The following is a 20880-nucleotide window of genomic DNA, read 5'->3' as shown; positions in this document are numbered from 1 at the left end:
TTAAATCTTAACCAATAAATTTACGCGCATTGCGGAACATACGTAACCATGCACCATCTTCAGTCCATTCTTCAGGTTTCCAAGAATGTTGAAGCGCACGGAAATTACGTTCAGGGTGCGGCATCATAATTGTTGCACGACCATCTTTTGAAGTTACGCCTGAAATACCTTCTGGCGAACCATTCGGGTTCATTGGATAATGTTGAGTCGCATTTCCGTGGCTATCGACATAACGTAAAATCACTTGGTTGCCTGCGTTCAAGGCTGCCAAATTAGCTTCTGGTGCAACGACGCGACCTTCACCATGTGCCACTGCGATTGGTAAAATCGAGCCTTCCATATCTTGCAATAATACAGAGTTTGATTTTTCCACACGGACGTTAACGCTACGCGCTTCAAACACTTCTGAAGTATTGCGATGGAAACGTGGCCACGCTTCTGCACCTGGAATGAGTGGTGCTAATTGTGACAACATTTGACAACCGTTACAGATACCCAGTGAGAACGTTTCTTGACGGTTAAAGAATTTCTCAAACTGGTCGCGTAATTTCGGGTTGAACAAGACTGACTTCGCCCAGCCACCGCCAGCACCTAATACGTCACCGTAAGAGAAACCACCACACGCCACTAAGCCTTCAAAGTCGTCTAAATCGACACGCCCTGCAAGCAAGTCGCTCATGTGTACGTCAACGGTGTTAAAGCCGACTTTGTCAAATGCTGCCGCCATTTCTACATGACCGTTTACACCCTGTTCACGTAAAATCACCATATTAGGACGACGTGTATTGATGTACGGCGCTTCAACTGGCTCATTTAAGTCGAATGTCGGTTGAGCAATCAAACCTTTGTGGTTCTTATCTGTAATCAAGGCAAATTCTTGATCAGCAGTTTCTGAGTTGTCACGTAAACGCTGGATTTGGTGAGATACTTCACTCCAAGCCGCTTGCAAATCGGCACGTTCAAGCACCAAGCCATTTACAGCAAGTTGATCTGTGTTATTGACTGTACCGACTACCGAAATTGCATCTTTCAGAGTAGATGCAGCAACTTCAGTAGCTAAGTTAGCCCAGTCTGCTTTAGAGATTTGTAGTACTGCACCAATTTCTTCAGCAAACAATGCCGCAACAGATTGATCTTCTAACGCCACACCTAAACGTGAAGCGAACATCATTTCTGTTACAGTTGCCAATAAACCACCATCACCAATGTCGTGATAAGCTTGAATCAAGCCACGGTTATTCCAGTCTTGTACCAAAGCAAAGAATGCTTTGAATTCGTCAAAGTTATCGACATCTGGTGTTACTGAACCAATAGCTTTATACACTTGCGCTAAAATTGAACCGCCTAAACGGAACTGACCTTTAGACAAGTCAATACGTACCAATACTGAATCGGTATTTTTCAATTCAGGGGTTAGTGTTTTACGTACATCGGTCACTGGTGCAAATGCAGTAATTACACCTGACATTGGTGAAGTTACAGATTTATCAATACCTTCGTCATTCCAAGTGGTACGCATAGACAATGAGTCTTTACCTACTGGAATTGCAATTCCTAGCGCAGGACACATTTCCATACCAATGGCTTTTACACCTTCAAACAAAGCTTGGTCTTCGCCTTTTTGACCTGCTGCTGCCATCCAGTTTGCAGATAATTTAATGTCGCTGATCTGGTCAATTTTGGCTGACATGATATTGGAAATAGATTCTGCCACTGCCAAACGCGCAGATGCTGCAGGGTTTAATAAAGCTACAGGTGGACGTTCACCCATCGCCATTGCTTCACCTGTAAAGCCTTGCAAGCTGGTAGTGGTTACTGCTGCATCTGCAACAGGCACCTGCCATGGGCCAACCAACTGATCACGTGCAACCATACCTGTAATTGAACGGTCACCAATCGTGATTAGGAATGATTTAGAAGCAACAGTTGGATTCTTGATGACACGGTAAATCGCATCTTTCAGATCAGTAACTTGAGCTGCATCAAAATCATCACCTTGACGCTCAATGCTTTCATAAGAACGGCTCATGCGTGGCGTACCACCTAACAAGACCTGCATTGGCATATCTACAGCTTTGTTATTGAACAGTGGATCTTCAACCGTTAAATGACGCGCTTCTGTCGCTTCACCCAATACTGCAAACGGACAACGCTCACGCGCACAGATTGATTCAAATAATTCTAAAGAACTTGGACGGATGGCCAATACATAACGCTCTTGCGCTTCGTTTGACCAAATTTCCATTGGTGACATGCCTGGTTCTAAAGATGGAATCTTACGCAAATCAAGTACAGCACCTAGTTCGTGATCATTCACCAACTCAGGCATTGCGTTCGAAATACCACCTGCACCCACGTCATGCACTGATACGATTGGGTTAGCATCTTCCAAACGCCAGCATGTATCAATCACTTCTTGGCAACGGCGTTCCATTTCTGGGTTTTCACGTTGTACTGAAGCGAAGTCAAGATTTTCACCCATGGTTCCGCTATCTACAGAAGATGCAGCGCCACCGCCTAAACCGATCAACATCGCAGGGCCGCCTAAAACGATTAATAAATCGCCTGGCTGAATTGGGTCTTTTTCGACATGGTCTGGACGAATGTTGCCGTAACCACCTGCAATCATGATTGGTTTATGGAAGCCTTTTACTTCACCATTCACGTTTTGCTCGAAAGTACGGAAGTAACCATTTAACGCAGGACGACCAAATTCGTTGTTAAACGCTGCACCGCCCAATGGGCCTTCAATCATAATTTGTAATGGCGATGCCATACGTGAAGGCTTGCCATAGTTTTCTTCCCAAGGCTGTTCAAAACCAGGAATATTTAAATTCGATACTGTAAAGCCTGTTAAACCTGCTTTTGGTTTACCACCACGACCTGTCGCGCCTTCATCACGGATTTCACCACCCGAACCTGTCGCAGCACCTGCAAATGGTGCAATTGCAGTTGGGTGGTTGTGTGTTTCCACTTTCATAAGAATGTGGGCAGCTTGGCTCTTATATTTATAAACGTAGTGACCTGTTGCAGCATCTTTTTTCGGATAGAAACGCTGCGTATCAAAACCAACAATCACCGAAGCGTTGTCTTTGTAAGCCGACAATACGTCTGTTGGTGATTCTTTATAAGTATTTTTGATCATTTGGAACAATGACAATGGCTGTACTTCGCCATCAATTGTCCATTCAGAACCAAAGATTTTGTGACGGCAGTGCTCAGAGTTGGCTTGTGCAAACATCATCAATTCAATGTCATGCGGATTACGGCCTAACTTGATAAATGCTTCGGTTAAATAATCAATTTCTTCATCAGACAAGGCAAAACCAAACTCACTGTTGGCTTTTACCAATGCCGCTTTGCCTTCACCCAAAATATCAATGCTATTTAAAGGTTTTGGTTCAGTTTCAACAAATAACGCTGCAGCATCGTTAATGTGGTTAAACACACTTTCGGTCATGCGGTCATGCAATACTTGTTTTACTTCGTTTGAAACGTCTGTAATACCTTTTAAGGTAAACAAAACACCGCGTTCTAGGCGGTGTACAGGCGTATTACAGTTGGCAAAAATATCGGTTGCTTTTGATGACCAAGGAGAAATTGTGCCCACACGTGGTGTCACTAAAATTTGAACTTCATCACTTGCAGCTTGGCGTAATTCAAAAGATGCACCATCGTTTAAAAGCTGTAAAGCAGATTGCTGTTGTTGCTCGTCGAGCGCTTGGTCAAATAAATAAACCCATTGGCTATCGAAAGATTGAACAGAACTCATTGACGCTAAACGGTTTAAGAGTTGAGTTTTCTTAAAAGATGAATGTGCAGGTGCACCGGCAACGATAAACATGCTGATTTTGGCTCCACGGGCTGATCTTTTGGACCATGCCACAATGTGACTTGAAGAGAGCGCATATTCTACTGTGAAATGCCATAATCAGCTAGATGGAAAATGGTTTTCTTGGCGCGTTTCGGCAGTAAAACTTCCGAATGTTGATTTAAAGCCTCTATTTCAGATCAATGTATTCAAGATTCGTGCTTTAAATTGCACAAAGCACTATCACTGTGGAAATTACTGAATGATTGATGCTGTTTTTATTTTCTATGCCATCTGTTTACACACAGATGCTCTAAAGATCAGGACATGACGCTCAACTTCCGCCTTGCTCAATATCAACTAATCAAAGCACCTCAAATTCAATACGTCGATTTTTCTTACGTCCTTCTAGCGTTGTATTGTCTGCGACAGGCTGATTAGAACCTTGACCTTCGGTGCTTAAATGCGTTGCCGTAATACCTTTATCGACCAAGTAATTTTTTACCACTTCTGCACGTGATTGGCTTAACACTATATTTTTATGCGCATCGCCCGAACTGTCTGTATGTCCAACAATTTTCACTTTTTTGGTGCCAACTTGCTTCAATGCCACAACCATTTCATCCAGAATTTTTTGACCTGCATCAGTTAAAATCGCACTACCCGATTCAAACTCAATAATCCTGTTTTTGAGCGTAGCATCCAGCATCTTTTGTTCATACTGATTCCCTGAAAGCTGCGTGTTTAAACGATAAGGCTGCTGTACCAAAGCCTGAAAGTTTGCTGTCGTAGCTTGAATTTGATGAGCAGCACTCACCTTTCCTATCAAATCAATTTGAGTCCCTTTCACACGTAACTGCCCTTGAGAAATCTTTTTTAAATCCGCTGTAATCATACGCGAAACTGAGTCATCCCAACCATTCGGTGCAGCAACTGCACGGACTTGAATTTTATCTAACACCTGCGATTCACCATACACAGCTTGCATTTTCGCCAAAATGGCTTGTTTACTTGCTTCGTTTGGCACCACACCTTCTATAACAATGGGCGCTGCATAGATCAAATGACTTTGGACTAAAAAACACAAGCCAATAAGTAGACTTACGCGAATACGTTTTTGATTATTTTTCATATTTATTCATCTAAAAAAGTTTGTCTAAACAGCTTTAATGCTTGGTTAAGATTTAACTGCCGCTGACAAAGTAATTGTTCCAATGTTGCAAGACCTGCATTTTGTTCTAAATAAGCATCAATCCAAGTGGCTTGAATTAAAGAAACCCAATGTTCACCCTGCATATTTTGAATAAATAGATCGCGCAGCGTCATGACATCAGCCCCCTGAAAATCAATGATCAAAATGGGTGCCTCAAAATGTAGTATCCCCAGCAAAATTTCAGTATGATGCGCGCCTAAAAACCGCCCGATCATGCCCATCCAAAATGCTGCGATTTCAAAGCAATATCGCGGATGATTCAGCGGTAAAATCATCACTTTGTTTAAACGACGAGTGCCATTTTTGAGGACGGGTTGCAGTAAAAGTCCCAACCCAATCACACTCTGAGCCAAGTCATTGACACTGATTTTCATTAATTGTGCCAATGAATGCGTGCTGTGTTTTTCATAAAAGTCTTGGTATTCTTCTGCACTCAAAAGTTGAACCCTATTCGGCAATTGATTCAACAGTTCAAATGACATATTGGGATCACGGATATTGCTTAAGACCTGATTGCGTTGCAATAAATCAGTCCAAATAGCTTTGTAAAAAAACGGCACAAATAATAACTTTTGACTCGGCTGTTCGACCTCAAACAACTGCCCCAGTAGCATTGGAAATGCCCGCCCCGAGCTATCTTGACTCGCCTTTAAATTAACAGCTAAAAACATTGGTTCTGCTGGATGGGCAATCAAAAAATCTAAAGCAGGCAAAGTTGCATAACGCTGTTTAAAATCTGCGCTCTGCATGGCATGTTCCAGTGCATTACTAATCCACTGATCGAGCTGCTGAATGAGTTCCGATTGCCCTTTAGACTTTATAAAATCACCACGGGCAGGTATTTTTCCATAATATAAAGGTACGGTTTTTACTGCTTGCATACCCACCACGCCTTTTGCCAAGTGTTATTTCTCTTGATCATTGCGGAACGCCTCCCACTTGTGCAGACATTGTAGTTTTAGACTGCGTAGCCGCTGTTTGTGCGGGACTCATTGCTGTCGTTTGTGCAGCAACCACAAGAAGTGCTTTGGTCGTGGTGACTTGATCGACCAACTGCAACCCCACATAACCACGACTTGAACCAATATTGCCCGAGCTATGTCCGCTAATGAGTCGGAAATTCACTTTTAAAGATAAAGATGGTTCCGTTTTACTGACCCAAGTCATTTCAAAGTGACCGTTTTGCTCTTTGCGCTGTGCAGCATCAATTAAACGGTTAATGCCATATTCGCCCGGTGCTTCAAAAATAGTATGCGACTGACCGTTTAAATCGACTGCACTAATACGCACGCCGGGAATTGCGCCTGGATTGGGCCACACAAAGTTGACCCATTGTTGAATTCCATTTTCAAACTGCATTCGCTGACCATCAATATCGATGCTATACGATAAAAATTGTGGGTGCTGTAATGGATAAAATTGGAAATTGGATTGATTTGAAACAGCAGATGTTGCAGGCTGATCTAAACGTCCTGTTGCCATACCATGAATTGGCGCAACATATCGCGGAAATGCCATCACAAACTGAGGATTTAAATTTAAGCCTAAATCTTTCCATGTTTTTGAAGTTAAGACATAACCACGACGAATCAACAACGGATCTAAAGTGTCTTTGACAAAGCCAGCAATACTTCCTGTTTCACCAAAAATTTGTCCCATTTCCTGACTGGTTGCCTGTAAAGTCCCCCCTGAATGAAATGGATATTTCTGACCTAAATGTGTTGCAAACGGTTGATAGGCTTGAATACGCCATAATTTATTAATTTCATCTTGTGTCGGTACAATTAAACTTGCAAAAGATTGAGTTAGCGGTGTCATCAACAGTTTTTGTAATAATTGTTGGTCAGCCTCTTTTAAACCCACCATCATTTTTTCATCGACATATTTTTGCGTTGTATTAAAGACCGAGTTTTGATCATGGATGGTTTTTTTGAACAATGCCATTGCACTTGGTCCAATTTCCCCTGCCGTTTGAAGATCATTTAACTTGCTGCGCACCTGTGCAAGGTTGTTCATATACACATCAAACAGAGATTGATCCTGTAAATCGTCACGTTTACGCAGCAGTTGATAAAACATTTGGTATTCTTGAGAAATCGCACCTTGCGCTTTTAGGGTCGCCTGTGCTGCAGCTTTGTCATTAGACTGACGCAGCACTTTGTCTTTAAACCACGCCATAAATCCTTGTTCAGGCACAGCAAGTTCAGCTTGCACAATTGGATTATCCCAATTGGTTTCCACTGCAATACGTTGCAATAACTTACGAATTGGCGAGTTTTGCGGCTCTCCCAACAGATCAAGCTGTTTCACTTGCTGATTGAACTGATCTGTTTTTGCATAATGGATGCCATTTAGAAATTTCTTCCATTCACTCACATATTCTTGCTGATACAAGCTCAGCAATTGTTTACGGATTTGTTCAGGACTTCCTGAAAAAGTTAGATCATCCGACTGATGACTATTGAGCACCCAATCTTTGCTGTCCGTTGGCTGATTGGCTACCTGATCAATGGCTTGTTCGACATATTCATTCCACGCCTGCTGCGTAAAAATACCAGGCAAAGCATGACTGCCTAAAACAATGCGACTGTGTTGCTCCCCCACAATTTGACTGACCGTAAGTGCAGGAAAACGTACTGCTGCACGCATTTTTATTTCGTTATATACCCGATCTCGTGCAGGCATTCCCTGAATGACCGACAACAGCACTTGACGAGTTTGATCGACCATTTGTGCATCGCTTTCCAGTACAGGAAAATCGTCCTGATGAGCGAGTGTCATGGCATAAGACAGGATTTTTTCTGCCTGCTGAATCATGTCCGTACGTGGCATTTCTCCACGATGGGCATCCAACCAAGTGCGCCAAAAACGTGAAATCTGATCACTTAAATGACTGCTCTCCCGATATTCAGGATTCGTCAGCATTAAATAAGTCTTTAACGCATTATAAGCATCTTGCGGATTTTGCACGGAAGGCTCTAAATATGGTTGAGTTTTCGCAACTTGCTGCGTTTTTGCATGTATATGATGCGCTTTGAGTGTTGCCGCATCTTGTTGGACACGCTGTAAGTATTGCGCGATATTTTGCTGGGTTGGCAACAATACAATCTGCTGAACGCCTTTTAGATATTCAACTTTGAGCTGTTCGCGTAACTGCTTGCCCTGATATAAGCCAAAACTGAACTTAAGTGGACGTTGTTCGGAAAACCCATCCAACTGTTGCAGACGTGCTTGTAAAATTAATAAGCTTTCGAGTTGTGTGGATAAAACCTGCCCAGAAGTTTTTTCCAAACGTACAACTTGATCTAAATCTGCCTGAACATCGGCAATGAGTTGTTGATTATGACGATATGACCACACCCAAACACTGAGCAACAATCCAACACCAAGCAATGCAGCAGTAAATGCCATATAACGCTGACGTTTTTTCGCAGGATTAATATGTTGTTTCACCAAATGCTGATCTCGCAAAATCACATTGGAAAACAGACCTTGTAAAAAATAGCCATGATTTGGGGCAATCGAACTTTTTTCTTCGTCCTGAAAAGGACTTGCAATCTGCTGCAGTTGAAATTCTTGTGCGATACTTTCTGTCATCGGGCTTTCGATGCTGCCTTCCTGTAACGCACTGGTAAAGTAAAAACCTCGAAAAACAGGTTGGAATTGATACGGATTATCTTCAAATAAAGTCCCAATAAAACTTTTTAATGCTGGCTTTAAAGTTTTAAATTCCAATGGAAATGTCATGACACTCGGCGAAATATTTTGAGCATGACGGCGACTTAAATGTGTGGTGCTCACGCTTTTTAAGCCATCATATAAAATGTTGTAATGTTTCTCGAACAATGTCACGGCATGCTGCGATGAGTTTTGCTCATAAGGCAAAGTCGCGCCCCAAGCCTGATTATATTCTTGCGCTGCATAACAATTGAAAAACTCGGTAAACCCTGCAATTAAATCCATTTTGGAAAATACCAAATACACAGGAACCACAACTTCCAGTCTTTCGGTTAAATCCTGAATTCGGGCACGTAAATTTTTAGCAAGTTTCAACGAATGTTCGGGGCTTTGACTGATTAATTCAGCAATACTCACGATCACAATCAAGCCATTTACAGGGGCTTTGGCTCGGCTTTTTTTAAGAATATTTAAGAAGCCAAGCCATTCCGCATGATCTTCTGCATACACCGAATAACGTCCTGCTGTATCTAGCAAAACGCCTTGGGTAGAAAAAAACCAGTCACAACTTCGGGTGCCGCTTAAACCAGCTGACACCATTTTTTGATGAGTTTCTTCAAATGGAAACTTCAAGCCTGAGTTATAAATTGCAGAACTTTTACCTGCAGCAGGATTACCAATCACCATATACCAGGGCAATTCATATAAGGCAGCATTGCCCTTTTTATCGCCAAGTTTAGATTTACGAATCAACTGGATTGATTCTTTCACTTGTTGTTGAATTGATTGTAATTCTGCCTTGTCTTTATATTGGGTAGAAACAGCCTGATGGCTTTGTTCAATAGCATGGGCAAGTTTTTCACCTTGTTCCGCGTGCTGTTTGCGCTGGATGAGCCAATAAATAACATAGGCAATGACACTCAGCGCATAACTGACTACCAATATCCAAAATATTTTGCGGGGTAGCACTGAATATGTGGATAGCAAGGCAATGAATAAAGATAAAGCAATCATCGCTTTAGGATTACTCATGTACTGCCACAAATAAGCTAAAATAATATGCATGGAATTCTCTTATTATTGTTGTTCATTAATCAGCAAATGCTGCACATGCTCGCTCTGCGGGAATCTCAGAAAAAGTTTGGATGCATGCCTGTAAATTTTGTGTATAAACCAAAGCGGCTTGATGACTTGGGAGCAATGCTCCCAACATCAACCCAAATGGTTTGGCTAAGTTCAGGGTATTTCCGACAGCGGGTTTACAATATAAATAGTGATACGGCTCGACAGGACTTTCTGCGAAAAACTGTTCACATTTTTTCATTGCTTTACGATCCGTAGCATCTTCAAGCATGAATACAAAAGGCGCTTCGGCTTGGTCTAGTGCCAACTCACGCAGTTTTAATATTTCAAATATTTGTTGCACATGAGCTTGATCGGCAAATAGATTAAAAGCCTTGATAGGTCGTTGCTGTTCTAGTTGCACAGCAGTATTTGCAACACACCAACTACTAATAAATTCGGCAGGGAGATAGCTGCTATTAATCCAACATTTTTCATCAATCAATACTTGATCAATTTCAGAATCCACCACAATGATCAAAGCAATTTCATGTGCTTGATGCTGAATACGCTCAAATAATTCCTGTAGTTCCTGTTCGGCAGATAATGCGCTTAGATAATGATATTCAAGGTGAATTTTTTCTAAAATGATGCCCATTTCATCTAAAATACGCTGAATAGCCGTATTACTGTGTGAATCATCCCAAACATCTACAAGCTCTGCAGACAATAAAATATGTAGATTCAGACGATCTAAACGATAGACCTGTTCAAGCTGAGCAAGCTCACCCTGTTCAGTATCTGCCAAACTTAAATCTGTCCATGCAGGATGCATACGATATTCATGTAAATGCTGGCTTTCATAAAATAAACTTGAGCATTTTAGCTGCGCTGAGATCAGACTCAAAAGCGTAATGTGCTGTTCAATTTGCTGTTGAATTAATGCCATGATGCGCTGCTGTCGAAGTGACAAGCATGATTCATCTTGCTCATGCGCACTTCCATCACCGTGCTGTTGATCTAAATCTTCAATGCGATACGAAAGCATCGGCAGCCCATGTAAATTCAGTAAATTTCGATCTAACTTTGGACTGGTAAAATGCTGAATACCTTCCAGAATTGCCTCATTTTCACCTAAAGCACTATATGCAGCTGCTGCATACACATGCAATTTCAAATATTGAGGGTCAACATGAGGCATGGCTGTTGTGAAAAACTGCGCTGAATCAAATTCAGTCTGTGAAGCTTGTTGCCGCTGCATTTTGTAGTGCTGATAAACCTGATAAATAAACCAAGGTGCAAACAAAGCTGCACTGATCAGCATCGGTACAACCAAAAAATATGCAATCAAATCTGTCAATTCAGGTTGATATTGAATATCACGCCAATAATCAATCGCGCCCCATCCAAACAAAATAAAACAGGCAATCCATGTTGCTAAAAACTTCTTCAACATGGCGCACGTCCTATTAAGGCATAGCAAGTTTCAGCATGATGGTCTAATGTCTTAGTAGGCATTAAAAATGCACCTTGCCCCAACCCCATCTCATGTTTTGAATCTAAACACATCGGCTGAATTTCTGTTCGACCTAAAATCAAACGCAAATCAATATGCAAACTTGGATCACACCATGTTTCAATCAGACGTTTTAATTTGTGGCTTAAAGGTTGATCTGGCAAAAAAGCGAGATATTGCGCTCGGCATAAAGGCCCAATTTGAATCTCAATTTTGCCATCCATTTGCTGCATAGTACTTCCACAAAACGTATTCAGCCCGAGCAAACTTGGATTCTTGCCACCTAAGCAGGATTTTTGTTCATCCTGTAACTGAAACTTTTCTTTTACAAATTCCCGAATATGTATTTGCTGCGCAAAAATGCAGGACAAGACCGTTTTTAAGGCATGTGCAGTGTTATTCTGCCCCTGCATGAATCCAGAAAACTCGGCAAAATATTCATCTAAATCAGGCTGTTCATGATGAGTTCTCGAATAACCACTTAACGCATGCAAAATATCGAGATAATCATTTTTGTGTTCTATCTCATAGCGGATGGGCAAGTGATATGCCAAAGTCGCATCGACATATTTTGCGGTCAGTTGATGATTAAATAAGCCTAAAAATGCTTGCGCTTCCAAACGCTGTTGACGCAAATGCTGTTTTAACTGATGCGTATAACTATAAGGCAAAGCCCCTTGTATACCAGTCAGTCCGATCACTAAATTGCTTAGATGAATACGTTGATCCTGATAATGCAACGATTCAATTTCCGCTAATGGAAAACTCAAGCGAAATGAAGGTTCAAAATAAAACGCTGCTGACCAATGGTATTGACCTTGCACTACAGTCGAATGACGTAATAAGCGCGTCGATTGAACAAATTCAAATGTGCCTGGCTGTTTAAAGACTTGATCAATTATAGAAGTGTCTTGCCACCAACGTTCTGCACGCATGGGTAGATCTCCTGTTGATTCAGACTGTCTTTAATGACGACATCCACAAAACTATTGATTTGAACTTTCAGATTAAAAAGATGACTTAATAATTGGCTAAAAATATAAAGACTGTGTCCATGAAAAACACGTGGATCTATACAAAGCTCAGCTTTCACACCCCGAACAAACATAGGAAATGGCTGTGTATTCACTAACTTATGTGTTGTGGAAAAACTGAGTTGTTTGATTGCATCAATCAATACAATATTGTCTTTCGACTGCGGCAAATTGTATAAAGTTAAAAGCTCTTTCACGTGACTCAAAGCATCACCTTTCATTAAAGCCAAAGTATTGAGTGAAAGATGCGAAATAATGCGCCATTGTTGCTGACTATTTTGATCAAATGAAACCGCCAAGGTAGGTCGTTTTAGAATATTGGCACGCCTTGCCAGACGACTGTCATTTAAATGTAGAACATGATTGCTCTGACTTAGCGCTTCATGCGCCAAATCACCGTTGGAACACAGCAAACGTGTACTGATAAAATCCGATTTAACTTCATCTGGCTGCAACTGTTTGGAAATAATCGAATAGCTGATTGGCATCATTTTATTTTGCACAGGCTGATAATGCAGCGTATAAAAAAATTGAGTTTGATCTGGATGATAATGACTCATGGCAAAAAATGGCAAAACAGGCAAATGAGTTGCAGCCTGCCGAGTCTTTTCGCGCAGCATATTCATTTCGATCACTGCATAAACTTGATATAACTCAGGGTGATGCGCATCTGTAATCAAGGGATAGTGTAATTGTGTATGTAAAATCTTTTGCGGTTCTGCCTGCTTTTCAAACAGGTTAATTGCAGGTGTACTAAGCAATTTAAAATTTGCGACATTCAATGCGGAATAATTGCGTAGAAGTGCCTGATTATTCAAATTCAGTTTGAGATGAATCAATATTTCAAAACTATTTTGCTGCTGCAAGTGTTCATTTAAAACACTCAAATCAAAGTTTAAATAATGAAACTTTTCAGGAAAACAAAAATACTCCATCAATAAACGATAAGCATGATGCGTGTGTTGATCAATCGGCAATAAACTCTCTTGTTCGCTAAATCCCATCACGGTAAATGGGTTGCGAATATCAGTTACGCTTTGTCCAACACGAAGGGAAAAAGCTGTTTCCTGACGAAAAATACCATCTAAAACTTGTAGGGGAAAATTAGAAAGAGCATCCAAATAGATCGGTAGTTTTTCATCTAAAATCCAGCTGTGTGCATCATTAAAAATTTCAAATTTCAGACTTAAAGTTGCATTCTGATTCAAATTCAGATGTACACTTGGTGAGGTCTGAAATGCCAAATCCGTTATTGCAATCGGCAATAAACGCACATCTTGACTGGTGTTAAATTCACATTGTACGCCTTTAAAACTACGTGACTTTAATGTAGTTTTTGCTGGAATTAACTGTGCTGCAGTCAATTGTTTCAATTTATCGCGCTCATCAAAACTCACCACCGTACACGCGGGAAAATGACGTAGATACTGCGGAAACATCACCTCAAACAAAGAATAAGTAAAAACCTCATAACTGTCTGCTAATTTTTTATCAATACGTGCAGCAATAAAGGAAAATGCCTGAATGAGACGCTCGATATGCGGATCATCAATTTGCTCTTGATTTAACGCGAGTCGCTGTGCAATCTTCGGATATTTCTCTGCAAATGCTCTAGATTGTTGACCGAATTCTTGTAATTGTTTTTCATAATACGGTAAAAGTTGCTCTATCACAGTGGACTCCCACTAAGCTCGGGCAGAAATAACATATTGTTGTGTTGTGGGTTTGAGTAAGGCATCAAAAAAAACAGGCTCATACAATGGGTGAATATTTAAATAAGCTTGAATACTTAAACAAAGCGCGCCCATGTTGTGTCCATCAAATAGCATGTCAACTTTAATCTGCTTCAATCTTGGTTCGTGCGCTGTAATGGACTGCTCAATCGATTGACAAATTTTATCGCGATCTAAAGGGTTCGCTGTCGACAATCCAATAAAGTCAATAATGCCAAACTGCAAAATCGATTTTTTAACGAGTGGGAACTCATCCATATTTCGATCAAACTTTGCAATTCGACTATTCAGCAAATCTTCTAAATCACGTGCAACTGACTCGCGCAATTGCTGAATCGACATCCCGCTTAATCCGTTTTCTTGTTCAGCGAACAAACGATCAAATAAAGTTGATCTAAAACCATAAGGATATAAATGATCTAAATTCATGATGATCACGATAATCTTTGAGAGATTTTGAGAAATTAGAGCTGAGGTGCTATGACCTCAGTCTAATCACCCCATGCTTGATTAAGCAGCGTATGAAGCTGTGTTATTGGACAACGACCACTTTTTCGTCACTGCACCTTTTGCAGTGCCATTAATGTCTTGTTGGTTATACGTCCACTCAACTGCTGCATATTTCAAACCAAATGTTTCAGCCGGAACGCCCTCTTCATTTACAGTAGGCGTCACACTTGAAACCAAAACATGCTTCAATTTGATTTGTAAGTACTTGATTCGCTTATCGCCATTGGCACGATAATAATCAATTTGCACTTCATCGAAGGTATAACCCGCAGAACACGCTTCCCATAATTTAGGACTGGTTGCATCTAAGTCTTTCACAAAAATCATATCTGAATGTTCAACTCGTTCAGCGGTATGACCACCAACGCTACTTGAGGTCGCAGATTTAGGTTGACGAATGTGATGTGACCAAGAGTTCACTTCAAGCCAACCTTTGTGTTCAGCATCTCGTGATTCTCCATCGACTTTGTACTTGCCGCGAAACTCAACATATATATCTTTCATTTATAATTGACCTCTATTTTTATATTTAAAGTTATGATTAGGCTCTTAATGTGAGGACTGAGGTAATTCAGTCACGAGTCGCAAAGAAACAGACAACTCGTCTAGCTGGAAATGTGGTCTTAAAAACACCACAGACTTGTAATGACCCGGTTGAGCTGGATCTTCTACAACTTTTACAGATGCCTCTCGAAGCGGATATTGCGCTTTTGCTTCTTGAGATGCACCATCATCAAGCAAGACATACTGCGAAAGCCATTCATTTAAAAAGGCCTCCACATTGCCTGCAGATGCAAAACTTCCGACTTTGTCGCGCATCATGGCTTTTAAATAATGTGCGATACGTGACACCGCCATGATGTATTGAATTTGACTCGACAATGCAGAGTTCGCATTGGCTGTATCATTGTCATATTTTTTAGGTTTCTGTGCAGATTGCGCACCAAAAAATGCTGCATAATCGGTATTTTTACAATGAACCAAAGGAATAAAACCTAGATCGCTGAGTTCTTTTTCACGGCGATCTGTAATGGCAATTTCAGTCGGGCATTTAAATACCACTTCACCATCTGAGGTTTTAAAGGTGTGTACAGGTAAGCCTTCTACCAAACCACCACCTTCAACCCCACGAATCGCAGCACACCAACCATGCATATCAAAAGCATTGGTTAAGCGCGTGCCAAAAGCATAAGCAGCATTCATCCATAAATAATCATCATGCTTTTCGCCAGACACATGTTCTATAAAATTAAAGCCTTCTGTGGCTGTGCCATCTTTGGGATGGTAAGGCAGGCGACCCAACACATGCGGCATAATTAATGCAACATAGCGTGAATCTTCACTCTCTCGAAATGAACGCCATTGCACATATTCAGCCGTTTCAAAGATTTTTGAAACATCACGCGGGCGGTCAATATCCGTGAATGATTCAAGTCCTAACATGCTCGGACTTGCAGCCGATACAAAAGGTGCGTGTGCCGCTGCAGCCACATGCGAAATTTGTTCCAATAAATACATATCTGACGGGGTACGATCAAACTCAAAATCGCCAATCAGTGCCGCATAAGGCGCTCCACCAAACGAGCCATATTCTTCTTCATAAATCTTTTTAAACAAAGTGCTTTGGTCAAAATCAGTTGCCCCCTGAAAATCTTTGACCAATTCTTTTTTTGTCGTATTTAACATACGAATTTTGATCATGCTATTCGAGGGTGTTTCTTGGCAAAAATAGTAAAGCCCCCGCCAAGTTGATTCAATTTTTTGAAACTGCGCATGCTGCATAATCTGGCTGAGCTGACTGGAAATTAATGCATCAATTTCGGCAATACGCTGATCAATAGACAGCGTCATATTCTCAGAAACAGTAATTGTTCCCGCCATGACTTCTTTTGCCAACTCACCAATCAAACTTTTGGCACGAATCTGCTCATCCGCATTACGCGCAATACGGCTTTGCTCAATAATTGAATCCAATAAACCTACCGATTCTACTTGCTGATTTGATGCAACTGCTGTTTGTAAATTATTCACGTTCAGCCTCTGCACTCAATTGACGAATTTGATCGGTATTGTTCAGCACTTCATCCAGTAAATCTTCTAAACGTTCGCTATTAGAAATTTTATTACGCAAATCCGTTAAACGCTCACGCGCTTCTAGCAACTTACGCAGCGGATCCACTTGTTGTACGACCTGTTCTGGACGAAAGTCTTCCATCGAGTTAAAAATGAGATCAACGGATAGTTTTCCACCTTCCGCAGTCAAGGTATTTTCCACTTGAAAAGCCGCACGCGGTGCTAAAGATTGCATCACTTCATCAATATTATCTAAATCGACATTAATGAATTTTTTGTCTTTTAATTTGGTCTTTTCTACTTCGGATGCCGCTGAAAAATCCCCCATTACTCCAACCACAAACGGTAATTCTTTAGATGCAATACCATCACCAACCTCAACATCATAAGTCAGCTGAACACGCGGTGGACGTATGCGTTGCAGTTTCTTCTGCACGCTTTCTTTTTTAGCCATGAGTGATTCCTTTGGTTATTTTTTTAAAGTCGCAAATGGATTTGTACTACTTGGTGCAACAGCAAGTTGAACCATTTTTACAGGTTGAGTTGTTACGGTTTTTTCTTTTTTTGGTGATTTTGCAGTCACTTTAGATATTTGCTTTTTAGGTTTAGGTTTAGGTTTAGGTTGCAGTGATTTTTTTGACGATTTCTTGACGTAACTAGAAGCCTCTTTTACCGCTAAAACAGGTGCAGGCTTTGCTTGTTCAATTGCATCGACCAAGTTTTTTGCTGCTGGATAAGTCTGTTCTTCACTTAAATAGCGAACTTCATTACGACGCATTTGCTCAATCGCTGAAGATGCCATTTGCGTACTTGCCATAAATTGCACATCCGTCAATGCAGTACTTTGAATATCTTGCTCGTGCAAATGACTGATCAACTGCAATGCTTTAAAATTCTGTCCAAGCTGCTGATGTTGCTGTGCGGCTTGAATGAGTAAATTATTTTTATTTTGACGATTTTTCTTGTCACAAATCTGCGCATAAATACCACGCAAAGCAAGGTCTGACTCCCCTTCCATCCACGGATATTGTTGGATACATTTCTTTTTAAGCTTCACTTCTGATGTATTTGCAACCACATGCTGATTGAAAGTAAAACCAGACAAAATTGTGATAAAAATAACGATTCTTTTCAAGACAACCTCTTATTTATTTGTTATTTGAACTAATTTCTAATCATTTTTATTAAAATGAGTTTCTCTTAATTTTTGTAATTCAACTGGAGTCAAAATTAACTTTTATTTTGATTATTTCCAGTTCAAATATAGTTATAAAATAATTTAGCGAGCGCATTTAACTAGAACATGAATAGATAAGTCAAGTCATACGTGAAAATTCAGTTAAGTATTCCAATATATTTTGTTGTGAGTGAATTACAACATTTAAAAATATTAAAATTTAGTTTGATTTTATTTTTTGATTTAAATATGATGCGGTTTCCCAAGACAGGAAAGCAATCGTTTTTGTCGCAAAAATAAAAGTAAAATATATTATTTTCAATAATTTAAATAAAAATAGAACGATTAGATTCATTTAAAAATAAAAATTTTCTTACGATAAAGTTAGAGCCAGATAATGAACAACCTAAAAACACTCATTACAAAACTTTCGCAACCGACTAAAACAGCATTAGAAAAATCTGTAAACTTTTGCATAAGTCAAAGTCATTATGAAGTCGAGATTGAACATCTTTTATGTGAATTATTAAAGGAACAATCCAAAACTGATCTTTCTATATTATTTGCTAAATATAAAATATCAAAATCCAAATTTATTGATGATTTAAATAACAGCCTTACAACACTGTCTAAAGGAAATACACGTACACCTATTTTCACAAAATCAATTATTCTTTTATTAGAACAAGCTTGGTTACTCGCTGCTGCAGATCAACAGCCGATTATTCGCAGTGGTCATTTAATCATTGCCTTATTAACTTCTGCCGATTTATATCAAGTGGCAATCCGTGCCTCAACTTTATTTGAAGCATTTCCCATTGATACCATGAAACATAAGTTTCTAGAAATTTGTGCTGAAAGCTGTGAAAATTTTAGCCAAACAAATCAAACATCATGTGCAGAAAACACGAATCAACTTCAAGCAAAAACATTAGCACCCAAAACCCCTGCATTGGATCAATACACCATCGACCTGACCCAAAAGGCACAAAATGGTGAGATTGATCCTGTCATTGGGCGTGAGTTTGAAATCCGTTTGCTGCTTGACATCTTAATGCGACGTCGTCAAAACAACCCAATTTTGACAGGTGAGCCAGGTGTTGGAAAAACAGCTGTTGTAGAAGGTTTGGCATTAAAAATTGCCCAAGGTTTGGTACCTGATGCCTTAAAAAATGTGCATCTGCATGCCTTAGATTTAGGTCTGTTACAGGCTGGTGCCAGTGTCAAAGGTGAGTTTGAAAGTCGCCTAAAGCAAGTGATTCAAGAAGTTCAATCTTCCTCTCATCCGATTATTTTATTTATTGACGAAGCACATACTTTAATTGGGGCAGGTGGTCAAGCAGGACAAAATGATGCCGCAAATTTACTGAAACCTGCCTTAGCACGCGGAGAATTAAGAACGATTGCCGCAACAACTTGGAGCGAATATAAGCAATATTTTGAAAAAGATGCTGCGCTTAGCCGTCGGTTTCAAGTTCTCAAAGTTGCTGAACCTACAGAAGCTGTCGCAATTGACATGCTACGTGCCATGATTCCAGTCATGCAAACACATTTTAATTTACAAATTGATGATCAAGCCATTATCAGCGCAGTACAAGCATCTAATCGCTACATCAGTGGTCGTCAACTTCCAGACAAAGCCATTAGTGTTTTAGATACTGCTGCGGCACGAGTGGCTTTAACCCAAAATGCACAACCTGTTGTTTTGGATCACCTCAAAGCACAGTTACACAATCTACAATTAGAACAGCAGCTTATCACGCAAGAACATCAACAACTCTCGATTTATCAGGAACGATTATCACAACTCAAACAACAGCTCGTTCAGCTAGAACAAGAAATTGCCGATACTGAAAAACGGTGGCAACAAGAGTTGAATTTGGTTCAGCAGATTCAGCAGCTCAATACGCAAAACGCCTCAGATGTTCTGGATAAAGTTACGCAATTAAGAATCCATTTAGCTGAATTACAAGGTCAAAATCCTCTAGTTTTTGAACGTGTTAATGCACAGATCATCCATGAAATTATTTCTGATTGGACGGGTATTCCTGTTGGCGAAATGCTCAATGATGAAATCCAGAAAATTCTAAAGTTAAAGGTCAAACTGAGCCAACGTGTGATGGGACAGGAGTATGCCTTAACTCAATTGGTGCATGGGATTCAAACTACCAAAGCAAAATTAGAAGACCCACAAAAGCCTCAAGGTGTTTTCTTATTAATTGGTCCAAGCGGTGTCGGTAAAACTGAAACAGCGCTCGCCCTCGCCCATGAACTCTATGGCGGTGAGCAACATCTCATCACTATTAATATGTCTGAATATCAGGAAGCACATACCGTTTCTACCTTAAAAGGCGCGCCACCGGGTTATGTCGGTTATGGGCAAGGCGGTGTCTTAACCGAAGCCGTGCGCCGCAACCCTTATAGTGTCGTGTTATTGGATGAAATTGAAAAAGCGCATCCCGATGTTCAAGAATTATTTTATCAAGTCTTTGATAAAGGCATGCTGGAAGATGGTGAAGGTCGCAGCATTGACTTTAAAAACACCACGATTTTACTGACCTCAAATACAGGTTCGAGTGCAATTATGCAAGCCTGTTTAAATCAACCTGTAGAAAATTGGCCTACTGCAGAAAAGTTAATTGAGCATTTAAAAACAAGTCTATCTCAACAATTTAAACCTGCATTTATTGGGCGAATGCGCATCGTACCTTATTTTCCGCTGCACGATGATCTTTTGGTTCGTATTATTCAGCACAAACTCGAAAAAATTATTACGCGTATCGAACAACAGTATGCAATACAGGTTCAATATTCTGATGATGTGATTGAATTAATTTTGCAGCGTTGTACTGAAGTAGATAGTGGCGCACGCAATGTCGACCACATCTTGAACGCTACCATTCTACCTACTTTAGCCACGCATATTTTAGTTGCTTTGGCAGAACAGCGCCTACCGAAGTTGATTTTGATGCATGTCGTCAATGATGAAATTCACTATCAACTAGATCCAGCAGAACCAACAACCAAACAAGCCTCCAATCCAGAACCTCAAGCTGCGGTTTAAAACTTTAAA

Annotated in this window: 13 protein-coding genes; 1 reads left to right on the top strand and 12 read right to left on the bottom strand. The window is 40.3% G+C overall.

Annotation, left to right across the window (positions count from 1 at the left end):
- Positions 1 to 7: 7 nt before the first annotated feature.
- From purL to HYG89_RS05720, 12 genes are all read right to left on the bottom strand, one after another.
- Positions 8 to 3844 (bottom strand): phosphoribosylformylglycinamidine synthase, encoded by a 3837-nt coding sequence (gene purL / locus HYG89_RS05775; RefSeq protein ID WP_178866576.1) that lies wholly within the window; start codon positions 3842 to 3844, stop codon positions 8 to 10.
- Positions 3845 to 4175: 331 nt separating this feature from the next.
- On the bottom strand, positions 4176 to 4943 hold the full coding sequence (locus HYG89_RS05770; RefSeq protein ID WP_178866574.1) for an OmpA family protein: 768 nt from the start codon (positions 4941 to 4943) through the stop codon (positions 4176 to 4178).
- 2 nt (positions 4944 to 4945) lie between these two features.
- Positions 4946 to 5905 (bottom strand): type VI secretion system-associated protein TagF, encoded by a 960-nt coding sequence (gene tagF, locus HYG89_RS05765; RefSeq protein ID WP_178866572.1) that lies wholly within the window; start codon positions 5903 to 5905, stop codon positions 4946 to 4948.
- A 37-nt stretch (positions 5906 to 5942) separates the two neighbouring features.
- A complete protein-coding gene (gene tssM, locus HYG89_RS05760) occupies positions 5943 to 9767 on the bottom strand; it encodes a type VI secretion system membrane subunit TssM (RefSeq protein WP_178866570.1) in 3825 nt (1274 codons plus the stop codon).
- A gap of 25 nt (positions 9768 to 9792) precedes the next feature.
- Positions 9793 to 11220: a hypothetical protein gene (locus HYG89_RS05755; RefSeq protein WP_136144007.1), complete on the bottom strand. Its 1428-nt coding sequence runs from the start codon at positions 11218 to 11220 to the stop codon at positions 9793 to 9795.
- Complete coding sequence (gene tssG, locus HYG89_RS05750) at positions 11214 to 12215, bottom strand: type VI secretion system baseplate subunit TssG (RefSeq protein ID WP_004972723.1); 1002 nt, start codon at positions 12213 to 12215, stop codon at positions 11214 to 11216. Before tssG ends, HYG89_RS05755 begins: the two co-directional genes overlap by 7 nt.
- Positions 12179 to 13987: a type VI secretion system baseplate subunit TssF gene (gene tssF / locus HYG89_RS05745; protein ID WP_178866568.1), complete on the bottom strand. Its 1809-nt coding sequence runs from the start codon at positions 13985 to 13987 to the stop codon at positions 12179 to 12181. The genes tssG and tssF overlap by 37 nt, the downstream gene beginning before the upstream one ends.
- 12 nt (positions 13988 to 13999) lie before the next feature.
- The gene (tssE, locus tag HYG89_RS05740; RefSeq protein WP_004972715.1) at positions 14000 to 14476 is read right to left on the bottom strand and encodes a type VI secretion system baseplate subunit TssE; all 477 of its coding nucleotides are present in this window, start codon (positions 14474 to 14476) and stop codon (positions 14000 to 14002) included.
- 81 nt (positions 14477 to 14557) lie between these two features.
- Positions 14558 to 15061: a type VI secretion system tube protein Hcp gene (locus HYG89_RS05735; RefSeq protein WP_004972712.1), complete on the bottom strand. Its 504-nt coding sequence runs from the start codon at positions 15059 to 15061 to the stop codon at positions 14558 to 14560.
- Positions 15062 to 15106: 45 nt separating this feature from the next.
- On the bottom strand, positions 15107 to 16588 hold the full coding sequence (gene tssC / locus HYG89_RS05730) for a type VI secretion system contractile sheath large subunit (protein ID WP_136144009.1): 1482 nt from the start codon (positions 16586 to 16588) through the stop codon (positions 15107 to 15109).
- A complete protein-coding gene (tssB, locus tag HYG89_RS05725; protein WP_004972705.1) occupies positions 16581 to 17084 on the bottom strand; it encodes a type VI secretion system contractile sheath small subunit in 504 nt (167 codons plus the stop codon). Before tssB ends, tssC begins: the two co-directional genes overlap by 8 nt.
- A 15-nt stretch (positions 17085 to 17099) precedes the next feature.
- The gene (locus tag HYG89_RS05720; RefSeq protein ID WP_004972704.1) at positions 17100 to 17765 is read right to left on the bottom strand and encodes a hypothetical protein; all 666 of its coding nucleotides are present in this window, start codon (positions 17763 to 17765) and stop codon (positions 17100 to 17102) included.
- A 439-nt stretch (positions 17766 to 18204) separates the two neighbouring features.
- On the opposite strand from HYG89_RS05720, the gene tssH reads away from it, so the two are divergent.
- Positions 18205 to 20871, top strand: a complete 2667-nt coding sequence (gene tssH / locus HYG89_RS05715; protein WP_218644923.1) for a type VI secretion system ATPase TssH — start codon at positions 18205 to 18207, stop codon at positions 20869 to 20871.
- Positions 20872 to 20880: the final 9 nt, after the last annotated feature.

Origin of the sequence: Acinetobacter sp. SwsAc5 (assembly GCF_013391485.1) — a bacterium.
Classification (GTDB): domain Bacteria; phylum Pseudomonadota; class Gammaproteobacteria; order Pseudomonadales; family Moraxellaceae; genus Acinetobacter; species Acinetobacter towneri.
Note: the sequence above shows the minus strand (reverse complement) of the source record. Positions and strands in the feature narration are given on the sequence as shown.

What these genes read in the sequence shown, in the direction of transcription:
- purL (WP_178866576.1), bottom strand. Translation starts at nt 3,844, where the DNA reads ATGTTTATCGTTGCCGGTGCACCTGCACATTCATCTTTTAAGAAAACT.
- HYG89_RS05770 (WP_178866574.1), bottom strand. Translation starts at nt 4,943, where the DNA reads ATGAAAAATAATCAAAAACGTATTCGCGTAAGTCTACTTATTGGCTTG.
- tagF (WP_178866572.1), bottom strand. Translation starts at nt 5,905, where the DNA reads ATGCAAGCAGTAAAAACCGTACCTTTATATTATGGAAAAATACCTGCC.
- tssM (WP_178866570.1), bottom strand. Translation starts at nt 9,767, where the DNA reads ATGCATATTATTTTAGCTTATTTGTGGCAGTACATGAGTAATCCTAAA.
- HYG89_RS05755 (WP_136144007.1), bottom strand. Translation starts at nt 11,220, where the DNA reads ATGTTGAAGAAGTTTTTAGCAACATGGATTGCCTGTTTTATTTTGTTT.
- tssG (WP_004972723.1), bottom strand. Translation starts at nt 12,215, where the DNA reads ATGCGTGCAGAACGTTGGTGGCAAGACACTTCTATAATTGATCAAGTC.
- tssE (WP_004972715.1), bottom strand. Translation starts at nt 14,476, where the DNA reads ATGAATTTAGATCATTTATATCCTTATGGTTTTAGATCAACTTTATTT.
- HYG89_RS05735 (WP_004972712.1), bottom strand. Translation starts at nt 15,061, where the DNA reads ATGAAAGATATATATGTTGAGTTTCGCGGCAAGTACAAAGTCGATGGA.
- tssB (WP_004972705.1), bottom strand. Translation starts at nt 17,084, where the DNA reads ATGGCTAAAAAAGAAAGCGTGCAGAAGAAACTGCAACGCATACGTCCA.
- tssH (WP_218644923.1), top strand. Translation starts at nt 18,205, where the DNA reads ATGAACAACCTAAAAACACTCATTACAAAACTTTCGCAACCGACTAAA.